The organism is Aeromonas sp. FDAARGOS 1402 (assembly GCF_019046925.1).
Lineage (GTDB): Bacteria > Pseudomonadota > Gammaproteobacteria > Enterobacterales > Aeromonadaceae > Aeromonas > Aeromonas caviae.
Window position 1 is genome coordinate 4,437,845 of record NZ_CP077201.1, and the last position, 14,064, is coordinate 4,451,908.

12 protein-coding genes are annotated in these 14,064 nt (G+C 55.6%); 4 read left to right on the forward strand and 8 right to left on the reverse strand.

Annotated features, from left to right (window positions below):
- Window positions 1-27: 27 nt before the first annotated feature.
- The 6 genes from I6L32_RS20695 to rfbB all read right to left on the reverse strand — a co-directional run bounded on the left by I6L32_RS20695 (window position 28) and on the right by rfbB (window position 5,805).
- Window positions 28-1,344 carry an ABC transporter ATP-binding protein gene (locus I6L32_RS20695; protein WP_216944431.1) on the reverse strand — a complete coding sequence of 439 codons (1,317 nt, stop codon included), beginning with the start codon at window positions 1,342-1,344 and terminating at the stop codon, window positions 28-30.
- Entirely contained in the window at window positions 1,334-2,152 is an 819-nt protein-coding gene (locus I6L32_RS20700; protein WP_039041247.1) for an ABC transporter permease, read from the reverse strand. The genes I6L32_RS20695 and I6L32_RS20700 overlap by 11 nt, the downstream gene beginning before the upstream one ends.
- 83 nt (window positions 2,153-2,235) lie before the next feature.
- Window positions 2,236-2,778, reverse strand: coding sequence for a dTDP-4-dehydrorhamnose 3,5-epimerase (rfbC, locus tag I6L32_RS20705; RefSeq protein WP_039041246.1), 543 nt, complete (start codon window positions 2,776-2,778; stop codon window positions 2,236-2,238).
- 61 nt (window positions 2,779-2,839) lie between these two features.
- Window positions 2,840-3,718, reverse strand: coding sequence for a glucose-1-phosphate thymidylyltransferase RfbA (rfbA, locus tag I6L32_RS20710; protein WP_113736193.1), 879 nt, complete (start codon window positions 3,716-3,718; stop codon window positions 2,840-2,842).
- Window positions 3,719-3,832: 114 nt separating this feature from the next.
- Complete coding sequence (gene rfbD, locus I6L32_RS20715) at window positions 3,833-4,720, reverse strand: dTDP-4-dehydrorhamnose reductase (RefSeq protein ID WP_114523263.1); 888 nt, start codon at window positions 4,718-4,720, stop codon at window positions 3,833-3,835.
- The gene (gene rfbB, locus I6L32_RS20720; RefSeq protein WP_216944432.1) at window positions 4,720-5,805 is read right to left on the reverse strand and encodes a dTDP-glucose 4,6-dehydratase; all 1,086 of its coding nucleotides are present in this window, start codon (window positions 5,803-5,805) and stop codon (window positions 4,720-4,722) included. The genes rfbD and rfbB overlap by 1 nt, the downstream gene beginning before the upstream one ends.
- 937 nt (window positions 5,806-6,742) lie before the next feature.
- Between rfbB and I6L32_RS20725 the strand changes: the two genes are divergently transcribed.
- Both I6L32_RS20725 and I6L32_RS20730 read left to right on the forward strand, forming a co-directional pair.
- Window positions 6,743-7,417: a response regulator gene (locus tag I6L32_RS20725; protein ID WP_041207018.1), complete on the forward strand. Its 675-nt coding sequence runs from the start codon at window positions 6,743-6,745 to the stop codon at window positions 7,415-7,417.
- Between the two features lie 11 nt (window positions 7,418-7,428).
- The gene (locus I6L32_RS20730) at window positions 7,429-8,811 is read left to right on the forward strand and encodes an ATP-binding protein (protein ID WP_254203866.1); all 1,383 of its coding nucleotides are present in this window, start codon (window positions 7,429-7,431) and stop codon (window positions 8,809-8,811) included.
- Between the two features lie 369 nt (window positions 8,812-9,180).
- Here the strand turns inward: I6L32_RS20730 and glk are convergent, their stop codons facing one another.
- On the reverse strand, window positions 9,181-10,149 hold the full coding sequence (glk, locus tag I6L32_RS20735) for a glucokinase (RefSeq protein WP_039041241.1): 969 nt from the start codon (window positions 10,147-10,149) through the stop codon (window positions 9,181-9,183).
- Window positions 10,150-10,497: 348 nt separating this feature from the next.
- Here glk and I6L32_RS20740 point away from each other — a divergent pair, with 348 nt between their 5' ends.
- Both I6L32_RS20740 and pyk read left to right on the forward strand, forming a co-directional pair.
- On the forward strand, window positions 10,498-11,352 hold the full coding sequence (locus I6L32_RS20740; protein ID WP_167332173.1) for a MurR/RpiR family transcriptional regulator: 855 nt from the start codon (window positions 10,498-10,500) through the stop codon (window positions 11,350-11,352).
- Window positions 11,353-11,512: 160 nt separating this feature from the next.
- On the forward strand, window positions 11,513-12,952 hold the full coding sequence (pyk, locus tag I6L32_RS20745) for a pyruvate kinase (RefSeq protein ID WP_005324189.1): 1,440 nt from the start codon (window positions 11,513-11,515) through the stop codon (window positions 12,950-12,952).
- Between the two features lie 66 nt (window positions 12,953-13,018).
- Here the strand turns inward: pyk and I6L32_RS20750 are convergent, their stop codons facing one another.
- On the reverse strand, window positions 13,019-14,062 hold the full coding sequence (locus I6L32_RS20750) for an efflux RND transporter periplasmic adaptor subunit (protein WP_216944434.1): 1,044 nt from the start codon (window positions 14,060-14,062) through the stop codon (window positions 13,019-13,021).
- Window positions 14,063-14,064 lie beyond the last annotated feature (2 nt).

The following is a 14,064-nucleotide window of genomic DNA, read 5'->3' on the forward strand; positions in this document are numbered from 1 at the left end:
CTGCTAGCATTGTTAATACCGATGAGTTCAGGCCAGAACAGTAATTGGAGCATGTACAACACCGCCCAATTCTCGGGCAGACCAGAACTTGACCGCACGCATTGGCCGGCGCTGATCAAGTTCTTCACGCATTCCTCCTCTGAGGGAGGCCAACCCACAGTGCAGTAAATAATCACCACTATTGATTGGTAAAGTAACTTGATAAGTCACTATTTGGCGACCTGGTTTCAAAGTGAGAGAATGGCCGGCAGCAATATTGTTATCCCCCCATATATCACCACCTTGAGTCCGACTCAAAGAAAGTCCGAGCACTACATCTTCAATAACCTCACACGCCAAGAGCTCAAAGCGTAGTGTTAAAGTCTCCCCAGATTTCACTAACGGCTCTTCATGATAAGGTGTTCCATCATTTTTTAATATTGTCAGACTTGCTATTATGGCGCGGGCAGAGCCAAATCGTTTTTCACCCAGCACCATATTTGCTTCATTTTTTTGCTTCTCAATTAAGATCGATTGAGATGGACATTCTCCGTCATTTTCCCTTGCTACTGATGAAGATGACTCTGCTTTTTCTTCCGACAATATCATCCCTTTTTCATACGCCATGACTGCTGCTAAGACATCCGTAGTATCACCAATCAGGCGCCCTCCTTCCATAACCAGGCATCTATCGGCATACTCTAGAATACTACCAGTCGAGTGCGTCACCATGAGAATAGTCACTCCCTTGGCTTTAAGGGCTTCCATTCGCTTGAAACATTTGTACTGAAAACCTATGTCCCCAACTGCAAGTGCTTCATCTACAATCAATATCTCCGGGTCGATACATGCTTGTACTGCAAACGCAAGACGGACATACATACCACTGGAATAGGTCTTGACGGGTTGCTCCATAAAATCGCCAATGTCGGCAAAACGAGCGATTTCATCAAACCTTGCATCAATATCCTCTTTACTCAATCCCAGGACACTGGCATTGAGATAGACATTATCACGCCCACTGAACTCCGGATTAAATCCAGCCCCCAGCTCAAGCAATGCAGCAATACGCCCATTAACACTAATTTCACCATGAGAGGGATTTAGAGTGCCGCATATCAGTTGTAGCAATGTAGACTTTCCGGCTCCATTATGACCAATAATACCAACGGTTTCCCCTTTCTTTATCGTGAAGTTAATTGATTGCAGAGCCCAGAACTCACGAAAGTACTGCTTTGAGGCACGTCGAAATAATCGCAACACACGCGGGAAAACGAACTGTTTGAGTCGATCGACAGGTTGCCCATACACTTGATAGCATTTGCTTAGCCCATGAACTTCAATTGCCACTTTGTCAGAGCACATCGGCAAACCCCTTACGCGTTTTTTGGAACAAGGCAAATCCTGCATACATAACTACCGTTGCGACAATCAATGTCATGCCGTATTCTTTCCAATAAGGCATTTTCCCCCAGTAAAGCACATCACGTACTTGTGCAATAACAGGAGTAAGTGGGTTGATATTCAACCAGTGGCGGTACTCTTCAGGTAATGCTTCAATAGGATAAAATATAGGAGAGAGGAACATCAATATGGTACTGATAACGCCTACCAATTGAGAAAGGTCACGTAAGTAAACCCCCATTGCTGCAAGTGCCCATGAAATTCCCATTATAAAGAAAATGAGCGGGATAATTACTATCGGAAAAAGTAGAACAGTAATGGGTGGTGTACCAATAGCAATAGCATAGAAAGTAAGCCATACCATAAAGCTGATAAACATATTTATCATAGCACTGCCCAATGCGACCCACGGCAGTATATCGAGTGGAAACACCACTTTCTTGACATAGTTGACATTTTCAAGAATCAATCGTGGAGCACGATTAAAACACTCTGAAAATAGATTGAAGACCATTAGACCGGCAAAAAGCACCAATGCAAATTCACTACGAGAATCACTACCACCACTCCAGCGAGCTTTGAATACCACGCTAAATATGAATGTGTAAACTGCCAACATAAAAAGTGGAGTAAATAAAGCCCACAAATTTCCAAAAAGTGAACCACGATATCTCGCTGCAACTTCGCGGCGAACTAACGTCATAATCAAATGGCGGTTTTTTAAAATCGATAAGATACGGACGGGGGATATACTACTATCTCGGTTCATAATTACCCTTGAGAAGAAACCAAAATAAACCTCTTACCATATAGCTAGAACATCTACATAGTTCTATTCATGCTGATACAAAATTAAAAAATTTCAGCCTTGTGAAATGAAAAGGCATTCTCATCTTTTTTTGAAAGAATAGGTTTATCTAATGGCCAATCAATGCTCAAGTCTGGATCTTTCCAGAATAGACTTCTGTCACTTTCAGGATGATAATAATTAGTCGTTTTATACAAAAACTCCGCCGTCTCGCTCAGAGTTACAAAACCGTGTGCAAACCCTTCCGGGATCCACAACTGCCGCTTGTTTTCACCAGATAAATGAACCCCAACCCATTGCCCAAAGGTTGGAGAGCTTTTGCGGATATCTACCGCCACATCAAACACTTCACCTGCAACACAGCGCACCAGCTTGCCCTGGGCATGGGGAGACAATTGATAATGTAAGCCACGCAATACCCCTTTCGACGATTTGGAGTGATTATCCTGCACAAAACTCACAGGATATCCTACTGCCTCTTCAAACAACTTGTGGTTGAAGCTCTCAAAGAAAAATCCACGCTCATCACCAAATACTTTTGGTTCAAAAATAAGCACGTCAGGAATTGCTGTTTTGATTACGTTCATCTGTTTACCCACATTTGATCCAGTTTTTATGGGGGAACAACATTCCTCCCCCCATATCACATCAGGCGTTAGCAACCATTCTTAACAAATATTGGCCATATGCATTTTTCGCCAGCGGCGCTGCAAGCTCACGTATCTGGTCAGCACTGATAAACTTTTGGCGATAGGCGATCTCTTCAGGACACGCCACCTTCAATCCCTGGCGCGTCTCGATAGTCTGAATAAAGTTGCTCGCTTCTATCATGCTTTCATGGGTACCGGTATCCAGCCAGGCATAGCCACGCCCCATCATCGCCACCGACAGATTGCCTTGCTCCAGGTAGATACGGTTCACATCGGTGATTTCCAGCTCACCACGCGGTGACGGCTTCAGGCGCTTGGCAATCTCAACAACGCTGTTGTCGTAGAAATAGAGGCCGGTGACCGCATAGTTGCTCTTGGGCTCCAACGGCTTCTCTTCCAGCGAGATAGCGGTACCCTCTTTATCAAATTCCACCACCCCATAACGCTCGGGGTCATGCACATGGTAGGCAAAGACGGTAGCACCACTCTCTTTGGCCGCTGCCGCCGCCAACTGTTTCTGCAGGTCGTGGCCATAGAAGATGTTGTCCCCCAGCACCAGCGCACAGGGGTCTGACCCGATAAACTCTTCACCCAGAATAAAGGCTTGTGCCAACCCGTCCGGACTTGGCTGCACCTTGTACTGCAAATTCAGGCCCCACTGACTGCCGTCACCCAGCAATTGCTCAAAACGGGGGGTATCTAGCGGCGTGCTGATGATCAGAATATCGCGAATGCCCGCCAGCATCAGGGTGCTGAGCGGGTAGTAGATCATCGGCTTGTCATAGATAGGCAACAGTTGCTTGCTCACCGCCATGGTCACCGGATAGAGACGGGTGCCTGAGCCACCGGCCAGAATGATGCCTTTACGTTTGGTCATGATGCTTGTTTCTTATTTTTAAATTGCAAAAGAAAAAGGTGGCTTGCAGCTACACCTTTTACGTTTTATCTCTTGCCAGCCAGGGATGCACTCAACACATCCCTGACCAGGGATTTACTTGCTGAGGATCTCGGTCAACATCCGCTCCACGCCGACGGTCCAGTCCGGCAGTACCAGATCAAAGGTGCGCTGGAATTTGTCGGTATCAAGGCGGGAGTTATGGGGGCGTTTGGCAGGGGTCGGGAAGGCGCTGGTCGGCACTGCATTGAGTTGCGTGACCGCCAGATCAACGCCAGCCTCTCTGGCTTTGGCAAACACCAATTGGGCGTAGTCAAACCAGGTGGTGGTACCGGAGGCAATCAGATGGTACAGCCCGGCAACCTCGGGTCTGCTCTGCGCCACGCGGATCGCATGGGCGGTGCAATCGGCCAGTAACTCGGCACCGGTCGGGGCGCCGAACTGGTCATTGATGACCGACATCTCGCTACGCTCTTTGCCAAAGCGCAGCATTGTCTTGGCAAAGTTGGCTCCACGGGCGGCGTAGACCCAGCTGGTGCGGAAGATCAGGTGACGAGCGCAGAGAGCCGCCCCCTGTTCCCCTGCCAACTTGGTTTCACCGTAGACGTTGAGCGGTGCAGTTGCATCGGTTTCCACCCAGGGACGCTCACCGCTGCCATCGAACACATAGTCGGTGGAGTAATGCACCAGCCAGGCACCCAATGCTTCCGCTTCTTTGGCGATCGCCGCCACACTGGTCGCGTTGAGCAGCTCGGCAAATTCCCGCTCACTCTCCGCCTTGTCGACTGCGGTGTGGGCTGCGGCGTTGACAATCACGTCCGGCTTGACCAGACGTACCGTGTCGGCCACCCCTGCCGGGTTGCTGAAATCGCCACAATAATCGGTGGAGTCAAAATCAACGGCAGTGATGTGGCCCAGCGGTGCGAGTGCACGCTGCAGCTCCCAACCGACCTGACCGTTTTTGCCAAACAGCAGAATATGCATCAGGCACGCTCCTCGTAATTCTGCTCAATCCAGGATTGGTAGGCACCGCTCTTGACGTTGTTGACCCACTGTTCGTTATCCAGATACCACTGCACAGTTTTGCGAATGCCAGATTCGAAAGTTTCTTGCGGCTGCCATGCGAGCTCACTGCTCATCTTGCTGGCATCGATGGCATAACGGCGATCATGGCCAGGGCGATCCGCCACATAGGTGATTTGCTCACGATAAGAGCCCGCCTTCGGCACCATCTCGTCCAGCAGATCGCAGATGGTGTGTACCACCTCCAGATTCTGCTTCTCGTTATGACCGCCGATGTTGTAGGTCTCCCCGACCAAGCCCGTGGTCACCACCTTGTAGAGCGCGCGTGCGTGGTCTTCCACATAGAGCCAATCGCGAATTTGGTCGCCCTTGCCATAGACCGGCAGCGGCTTACCATCCAACGCATTGAGGATCACCAGCGGGATCAGTTTCTCGGGGAAGTGGTACGGGCCGTAGTTGTTGGAGCAGTTGGTGACGATGGTGGGCATGCCGTAGGTACGGCGCCAGGCGCGCACCAGATGGTCACTGGAAGCCTTGGAGGCAGAATAGGGGCTGCTGGGGGCGTAGGGCGTCGTTTCAGTGAAGAGTGGCAAGGGTTCACCAGCAGACGCTTCATCCGGATGTGGCAGATCGCCATACACCTCGTCGGTGGAAATATGGTGGAAGCGGAAGGCCGTCTTGCACGCCTCGTCCAGACCGTTCCAATAGGCGCGGGCCGCTTCCAGCATCATATAGGTGCCGACGATATTGGTCTCGATGAAGTCGGCGGGGCCTGTGATAGAGCGATCAACGTGACTCTCGGCGGCCAAGTGCATCACGGCATCCGGTTGATGGGTAGCAAACACCCGATCCAGTTCGACGCGGCTGCAGATGTCGACCTGCTCGAACGCGTAACGATCGCTGCCCGAGACCTCAGCCAGGGATTCCAGGTTGCCTGCATAGGTCAGCTTGTCGAGGTTGACAACTGAGTCTTGGGTATGCTGGATGATATGGCGAACAACGGCTGAACCGATAAAGCCGGCACCACCAGTCACAAGGATCTTCATTGAAAGGTTCCCGATTTCAAGATAACGAAATGACAAGACATTGTTTGACGCTTGCGTAGAAGATTTTCACGGTAGGTTTGCGAAGCGCCTACACTGATGACTAAATCGTCTAGCACACAGATATATCACTGAAACTAAGCTTGGTTAATTTTTCTGCATAATTTCTAGCAATACGACTTGTAAATAATTCTTATTTGATAAACTTGGTGGGGAGGGTAATTATGAAAAAGATGACATAGTCAACAAAGTGAAACGCTACCGCCCTTGAGTTACAGCTCCCAATATGCTGATTTTAACCTTATTGTCCGTGCTGTTGGCCATCAGATCCTCCAGCTTCTTGTTTTGATTGATGTTTAACAATTCTTAAGCATTCCATTACCTTACTAGGCTGTCCGGAACCTACATTGCTCACATCTTGGGCTTTTTGCGCCCTAAACCCGATCGCGGGTCAGATTCTATCTTGTTTAACCCAAGGGTGAATAGTCAAAAGGTGCAAAAGGCCCTCAATAGGGTAAGGATTCAACAGCATTCGCATTAACCTACTGACTTCAATGTCACCAGTATTTTTACTGATAATCCTCTAGTGACACCTTTCGATGAAGAATAGAAAAAATATGTCTGTCAGTGTGCTCTTATCACCTCATTCGTGGGCATCAGATTGTTAGGATAGCGCCAAGAGATCAAGAGTGTCCTCTTCTGTTGATCCATTAACGTACCTTACTGCCCCTCCACTGCGATCATAACGGTCGCATACTGCTGTCACCGTATGTAAATCGCTTCGTGTCACAGAGTTTTGATATCTTATTAAACACTCTATTGAGGAGTTCAGTCTGGGATGATTCAGTCCCGATACAGCGGGGTCAGGTAGGATCCGGATTGACTCTCCCTCTTGTTGACCCTCTAATTGGCAGCCTGGACCCTCATCATCATGCATCTTATGAAAATCCTACTGGTTGAAGACGACAAGCTGCTCAATCACCACCTCTCCACCCTGTTGACCGAGGCCCAGAACCAGGTTTACAGCACGGACAATGCCCAGGTGGCGCTGCACTACGCAGCCGACTACCCCATCGATGTCGCCATCATCGATCTGGGCCTGCCTGACATGGATGGCCTTCAGCTGATCACCCGCCTGCGCGAGCAGCAGATCCCCTTTCCCATCATTGTGCTGACGGCCAGAGGCAACTGGCAGGACAAGGTGGAAGGACTGGAGGCCGGGGCGGACGACTATCTGGTCAAGCCCTTCCAGAAGGACGAGCTGCTGGCCCGCCTCAATGCGCTGGTACGCCGCAGCGCCGGCTTCATCTCCCCCAGAGTGAAGGCGGGTGACTACGAGCTGGATCTCTCCCGCAAGGAGCTGACCATCGCCGGCGAGGTCACCGTGCTGACCAGTTTCGAATATCTGATCCTGGAATACCTGATGCGAAATGCCCGTCAGGTGGTCTCCAAACAGCAGTTGCTGGATCAGCTCTATGGGGACGGTGAAGGGGATCCCAACACCATCGAGGTGATGGTGAGCCGGCTTCGCAAAAAACTGGATCCGGAAGGGAGCATCCAGCCCATCTCCACCATCCGCCGCCAGGGCTACATCTTCAACCTCGCCTGCAGCTGATGCGCCTTGCCATGCTGCATCCCCTGACCCTGATCCACCGCTCCCTGCACCTCAAGCTGATGCTGAGTGCCATGCTGGTCATCGCGCTCATCATGGCCTTCTCCGTCTACATCCTCTACCTCGGCCATGCCGAGGAGCAGGCCCAGAAAGCCAGTGTCCGCATGCAGGAGAACCTCTCCAAGCTGTTCTCGTCCAAGCAGCCGGAGCCCCACGCCATGACGGATCTTGGCAAGCTCACCCCGGATGCCATCGACCCCAATCTCGACACCCTGATCTGCCGCGCCGACGGGGCGCTGAGCTGGTCCAGCCTGCACATGCCGGAGGTGGTCTCCATCAAGGAGACCATCTGCCGGGATCTGATGAGATACCTGGGGGGATTGGATCAGGACTATTTCTTCAAGCTGCATACCATCAAGAACGGCCAGAGCTACTTCATCTACAGCCTGCGTTTCCTGCGCAATCATGGCGCCGGCCCCACCACCTACTACGTAGTGATGGTCGATTCCGCCAGGCGCTATCAGGCCCAGACCCGCGATTACCTCTACCGCTGCATTCGCCAGGCGCTGCTCGCCTACTGTCTGCTGGGCGCTCTGTTGCTCCTCACCAGTTTCTGGAGCCTCTCCTCCCTGCGCACCATGGCACGCCAGATTGACGAGATCCGCGCCGGTACGCGAGAGGCGCTGTCAAACGACTACGAGCGCGAGCTGACCCCCCTGACAAGCTCGGTCAACCAGTTGCTGGAGAACGAACGCCAGCAGACCCAGCGCTACCAGCACGCCCTCAACGATCTCGCCCACAGCCTGAAAACCCGGCTGGCGCTCATCCAGATCACCGCCCAGGAGCTCAAGCTCGGCCACGACATCCATGACAACATCAATGACAACATCAATGAACAGATCACCACCATGGATCAGATCATCCAGTACCAGTTGCGCCGTGCCGTCACCGGGCGAAAGCGCCTCGCGAGCAAGGGCACCGAACCGGTTCCTCTCATCGAGAAGCTGCTGGCCAGCCTCGCCAAGGTCTATCGCCACAAGAAGCTGCAGACCGGCTTCCAGTTTGACGACGATGTCTTCTTTCACGGCGAGCAGGGCGATCTGATGGAGCTGATGGGCAACCTGCTGGACAACGCCTGCAAATTCGCCATCAGCGAGATCCGGGTTCATGTCCGCCACCGGGAGCGCGGCCTGCTCATCGTGGTGGAAGACGACGGTCCCGGCATCGATCCCGGCAAATCGCAGCAGATCTTCCAGCGCGGCGTGCGGGCTGACAGCTCCCCCGGCCAGGGGATTGGCCTCGCCGTGGTGACCGAAATCGTGCACAGCTACGGCGGCGAGATCCGGGTGGATGACTCCCCGCTCGGCGGCGCGAGATTCCACATCACCCTCCCCTGACAGCGCAGGGGTCAGTACCTGGCCCCTGCCGCATTCGGGCATTGCCATCCCGGTGCTTGCCCTGTCTCACGCCTCACTCCTTATGCTTCGACCAGGCCAAGCACATGGCAGCGAGGCTGACGAGCTTGTGCACCCATCAGAAGCTGGCCTGCCGCTCCCCTCGGCCCCATGCTCGCGCAGAAACAACAGGCATAAAAAAACCGGCCGCGAGGGCCGGTAAAACAGTTCAGGCTTGTCAGGTGACAATGCGCACCCAGCGGATGAAGACCGGTTTCAATTCCCTATGAAGCCCAGTCCTCTTGAGTACGTAGGTTCACTTTACGCCCCGGTCACTGAATCGGGACTGAACCATGTTCACGCTGGCAAGGCTCAGAGACGGATCCCGAGTGACTGGCGCAGATAGGCGCCGGCACCGAGCAGCCCCGGCCCTTCATGGGTGATGAGGAAGACCGGAATGTCTTTGAGATAAGGCTTGAAGCGCCCCTTGTCCTCGAAGGCGACCCGAAAGCCCGATCCGATGAAGAACTCCTGGAAGCGCGGCACTATGCCACCGGCGATGTAGACACCGCCGAAGGTGCCCATGTTGAGTGCCAGGTTGCCGGCAAAGCGGCCCATGAGCACGCAGAACAGGCTCAAGGTGCGGCGGCAATCGAGGCAATCCCCCGCCAGCGCACGCTCGGTGATGTCCTTGGGGGCAAAGGGTTCGGGCTCGCGGCCATCGGATTTGACCAGGCCGCGATAGAGATTGACGAGCCCGGGGCCAGAGAGGAAACGCTCCGCCGACACATGGCCCAGCTCGCCGCGCATCACCTGCAGCACCGCATCTTCCTCTTCCGTGTTGGCGGCGAAATCCACGTGACCGCCCTCACCCGGCAGGCTCAGCCACTGCTCACCGGCCTGCACCAGGTGGGCGACGCCAAGGCCGGTCCCTGCGCCATAGATGGCGATGGGCTTGCCGGCCACCGGGGCCGCACCCCCGAGCTGGATGCGATCGCTCTCGCCGAGCACGGGCACCGCCATGGAGACGGCAGTGAAATCGTTGATCACCTGCAGGCGCGCAAGGCCGAGGTTGGCCTGCATCTCGCGGATGGAGAACTCCCAGCTGTGGTTGGTCATGGCGACCCAGTCACCATTGATGGGACAGGCGATGGCGATGCACGCCTCGCCCACGGTGGCATCGTGCTCTTCGAGATAGAGGCGCACCACGGCCTCCAGGCTGGGATGGGCCAGCCCCGAATAGGTTTTTGCCTGGGAAATGGCGCCCGTCGCCAGTTCACAGAGGGCCAGTCGGGCATTGGTACCGCCAACGTCGCCCACCAGCGCATGGGTATGCTGCATAACAAACTCCTTCGTTACCGACTCGGGGCGGCCCTTACCGTCCCGACATTATTATTTGGCTGCAATACTACTCGAGCCCGCAGCCGGGCTGCGCGATTTATGCAGACAAGTGTGCGCCCGCTCACAGTGTTGTTGCTTTGCAACATTTGTAAGCGTTTTCAAGACGCAAATGGAAGTTTGCAACTAAAAACACGAAATAATTAGACATGAGTCATACTTTGCAGGGCCGAGATTAGTTCCGATAAGCGCTTGTCTTGTATAGTCATCGCGGAGATTGGAAACCTGCTTGAGCTGTGAATTTAGTGCACAGACACTGAAGTTAAATTACAAAAATGCCTGGTGGTAATGATGAATACCCTCGATAAAATTACGAACAATCTGGAAAGTTTCAGTAAATCAGAGCGTAAGGTGGCTGAAGTGATCCTGGCCTCACCCCAAACCGCCATTCACTCCAGCATTGCTACCCTGGCCAAGCTGGCCGATGTGAGCGAACCGACCGTCAACCGTTTCTGCCGTCGCCTCGATACCAAGGGTTTTCCCGATTTCAAGCTGCACCTGGCCCAGAGCCTGGCCAACGGCACCCCTTATGTGAACCGCCACGTGGAAGCGGAAGACGGCCCGGATACCTATACCGCCAAGATCTTCGAATCCACCATGGCCTGCCTCGATGCCGCCAAGAACAGCCTGGACATCTCGGCCATCAACCGCTGCGTCGATATTCTGACCCAGTCCAAGAAGATCAGCTTCTTTGGTCTGGGCGCCTCCTCCGCCGTCGCCCGGGACGCCCAGAACAAGTTCTTCCGCTTCAATATCCCCGTCGTGAGCTTCGAGGACATCGTCATGATGCGCATGAGCTGCATCAACAGCAGCGAAGGGGACGTGGTGGTCCTCATCTCCCACACCGGCCGCACCAAGGCATTGGTGGAAATTGCCGCGCTGGCCCGGGAAAACGATGCCACCGTCATCGGCATGACCGCCAAGGACTCTCCCCTGGCCCGCGAATGCAACCTGGTGCTCTCCATGGACGTGCCGGAAGACACCGACGTCTACATGCCCATGGCCTCGCGCATCGCCCAGCTCGCCCTGGTGGACGTGCTGGCCACCGGTTTCACCCTTCGCCGTGGCATGAAATTTCGCGAAAACCTGAAGAAAGTCAAAGAAGGTTTGCGCGAATCCCGCTTTGATACCCCGCACTCCTCCTGATCATTCGGGGGGCCGCCCCCGACTGTCTATGCCAATGGGCTTGGTGTAGTATCGAAATTCAATCAAACAAGGCCACCCAGATGGCCTGCCAGTTGGCGCCATGCCACATGCTTGACGGGGCAGTATTTCAAGTCATATCAACTTCACATTGGAGTCTTTCATGCCAAGACGTACAAAGATTGTTACCACACTCGGTCCGGCGACCGATCGCGACGGCATTCTCGAGGGGATCATTCGCGCCGGTGCCGACATGGTGCGGATGAACTTCTCCCACGGCACTCCTGAAGATCATATCCAGCGCGCCAACCAGGTGCGTGACATCGCCGCCAAGCTGGGCCGCCACGTGGCCATCATGGGCGATCTGCAAGGCCCCAAGATCCGCGTCTCCACCTTCAAGGATGGCAAGATCTACCTCGCCATCGGTGACAAGTTCATTCTCGACGCCGCCCTCGGCAAGGGCGAAGGCTGCCAGGAGCAGGTCGGCATCGACTACAAGAGCCTGCCGCAGGACGTGGTATCCGGTGACATCCTGCTGCTGGACGATGGCCGCGTGCAACTGAAGGTCGAGCAGGTCGAAGGCACCCGCATCCACACCACGGTGACCGTGGCCGGCCCGCTCTCCAACAACAAGGGCATCAACAAGAAAGGTGGCGGCCTCTCCGCCCCGGCCCTGACCGAGAAGGACAAGGAAGACATCAAGACCGCCGCCCGCATGAACGTGGACTACCTGGCGGTCTCCTTCCCCCGCAGCGGCGATGATCTGCGCTACGCCCGCGAACTGGCCCGCGAAGCCGGCTCCAACGCCAAGATCGTGGCCAAGGTCGAGCGCGCCGAGACCGTCGCCAGCGACGAGGCGATGGAAGACATCATCCTCGGCTCCGATGCCGTCATGGTGGCCCGTGGCGACCTGGGTGTCGAAATCGGCGACCCCGAACTGGTGGGTGTGCAGAAGAAGCTCATTCGCCACTCCCGCCGCCTGAATCGCGTGGTCATCACCGCGACCCAGATGATGGAGTCCATGATCAACGCGCCGCTCCCGACCCGTGCCGAAGTCATGGACGTGGCCAACGCCGTGCTGGACGGTACCGATGCGGTGATGCTCTCCGCCGAGACCGCCGCCGGCCAGTTCCCCATCGAGACCGTGACCTCCATGGCCAGCGTCTGTGTGGGCGCCGAGAAGCACCCGAGCCTGAACGTCTCCAACCACCGCATGAACTACACCTTCACCTCGGTGGAAGAGGCGGTGGCCATGTCCACCATGTATGCGGCCAACCACCTGGAAGGGGTCAAGGCGATCGTGGCGCTGACCGAGTCGGGCACCACCCCGCTGCTGATGTCCCGCATCAGCTCCGGCCTGCCCATCTTCGCCATGTCTCCTCACAACAAGACCCTGGCCTGGGCCAACCTCTACCGCGGCGTCACCCCCGTGCTGTTTGATGGCGACGAAACCAAGCCGGTCTACGAGGTGTGCCGCGACGCGCTGGACGTGCTCAAGGCCAAGGGACTGCTGCAAAGCGGCGACATGGTATTGCTCACCCACGGCGACAAGATGGAGACCGTCGGCAGCACCAACACCTGCAAGGTGATGATGGTCGAGTAATCGCCCCTCCTCTCTGCAACAAAAACGGCTCCCACGGGAGCCGTTTTTTATGGGATCTGCCCAGGTTCAACCGCGAAACAGCTCCACCTTGTCTCCATCCTGCAGGCTGCCGGCGCCGCGCACCACCACCTTGTCTCCCTGCTTGAGAGCGCCGCTCACCGCCACCTCCCGGCTGTCCCCAAAGAGCACGGTGACCGGCACCCGGTTCACCGTGAGCGCCTCGCCGCGCTGCTCCACCTGATAGACCACGCTTCCCTCGGTGCCGAGCACCAGGGCATCCCGCGGCAGCAGCATGGTGTGCTGTTCTCCCATTGGCAGCGCCACCCGCACTGGCGAGCCGATGATGAAGGTACCCGCTTCCGGCTTGAGGCGCAGCTCGATGAGCCGGGACTTGGGATCGGCGCTCGCCGCTCGCTGGTAATAGATGGCGTGGCTGCTGAGCTGCTCCCCTTCCACCCGCAACCGGGTCTGAGTGGCCAGTTGCCGGGCCCAGGCGATGGGCGCACGCAACCGGATGTCCGGCTGGTCCGGATTGACCAGCTCAAGCGCCTGTTCGCCCGCATCCACATGCTCCCCCGGCTGGATGAAGTGTTCATTCACCACTCCGTCAAACGGGGCAAAGATGCGGCTTCTGCGCAGCTGCTCCTCAATCTGGCGCACCTGCACCCGCGCCAGCTGCTCGGCCAGCTCAGCCTGCTCCACGTCATAGCGCGCCTTGTCATACTGGCTCTGGGAGGCACTCTTTTGCTGGTGCAAACGAGCCAGGCGCTGGAACTCGGCGCGAGCGTAACGCAGGTTGCTCCCCTCTCTGGCTTGTTCCGCCCTCGCCTGCTCCAGCGAGAGGCGCAGGGTCGCGCTGTCCAGGCGCAGCAACTCGTCCCCCGCCTTCACCCGGCTGCCAAACTCGGCTATCCACTCCACCCGGCCGCTCACTTCGGCGCTGAGCGCCGCCTGCTGGCGGCTCGCCACCGTGCCGCTGACCCAGATGCTGGCCCCCGCCTCTCCCTGGGCCACCTCCGCCAGCGTCACCATCTTGCTTTGTGCAAGCGCAGGCAGCCCGCTAGCCAGCAGCAGAGCCCCCACCACTATCCTTGTGAAACCTTGTGTCATCG

What these genes read in the sequence shown, in the direction of transcription:
- I6L32_RS20695 (WP_216944431.1), bottom strand. Translation starts at nt 1,344, where the DNA reads ATGTGCTCTGACAAAGTGGCAATTGAAGTTCATGGGCTAAGCAAATGC.
- I6L32_RS20730 (WP_254203866.1), top strand. Translation starts at nt 7,429, where the DNA reads ATGCTGCATCCCCTGACCCTGATCCACCGCTCCCTGCACCTCAAGCTG.
- pyk (WP_005324189.1), top strand. Translation starts at nt 11,513, where the DNA reads ATGCCAAGACGTACAAAGATTGTTACCACACTCGGTCCGGCGACCGAT.
- I6L32_RS20725 (WP_041207018.1), top strand. Translation starts at nt 6,743, where the DNA reads ATGAAAATCCTACTGGTTGAAGACGACAAGCTGCTCAATCACCACCTC.
- rfbC (WP_039041246.1), bottom strand. Translation starts at nt 2,778, where the DNA reads ATGAACGTAATCAAAACAGCAATTCCTGACGTGCTTATTTTTGAACCA.
- rfbA (WP_113736193.1), bottom strand. Translation starts at nt 3,718, where the DNA reads ATGACCAAACGTAAAGGCATCATTCTGGCCGGTGGCTCAGGCACCCGT.
- I6L32_RS20740 (WP_167332173.1), top strand. Translation starts at nt 10,498, where the DNA reads ATGAATACCCTCGATAAAATTACGAACAATCTGGAAAGTTTCAGTAAA.
- I6L32_RS20750 (WP_216944434.1), bottom strand. Translation starts at nt 14,062, where the DNA reads ATGACACAAGGTTTCACAAGGATAGTGGTGGGGGCTCTGCTGCTGGCT.
- rfbB (WP_216944432.1), bottom strand. Translation starts at nt 5,805, where the DNA reads ATGAAGATCCTTGTGACTGGTGGTGCCGGCTTTATCGGTTCAGCCGTT.
- glk (WP_039041241.1), bottom strand. Translation starts at nt 10,149, where the DNA reads ATGCAGCATACCCATGCGCTGGTGGGCGACGTTGGCGGTACCAATGCC.
- rfbD (WP_114523263.1), bottom strand. Translation starts at nt 4,720, where the DNA reads ATGCATATTCTGCTGTTTGGCAAAAACGGTCAGGTCGGTTGGGAGCTG.
- I6L32_RS20700 (WP_039041247.1), bottom strand. Translation starts at nt 2,152, where the DNA reads ATGAACCGAGATAGTAGTATATCCCCCGTCCGTATCTTATCGATTTTA.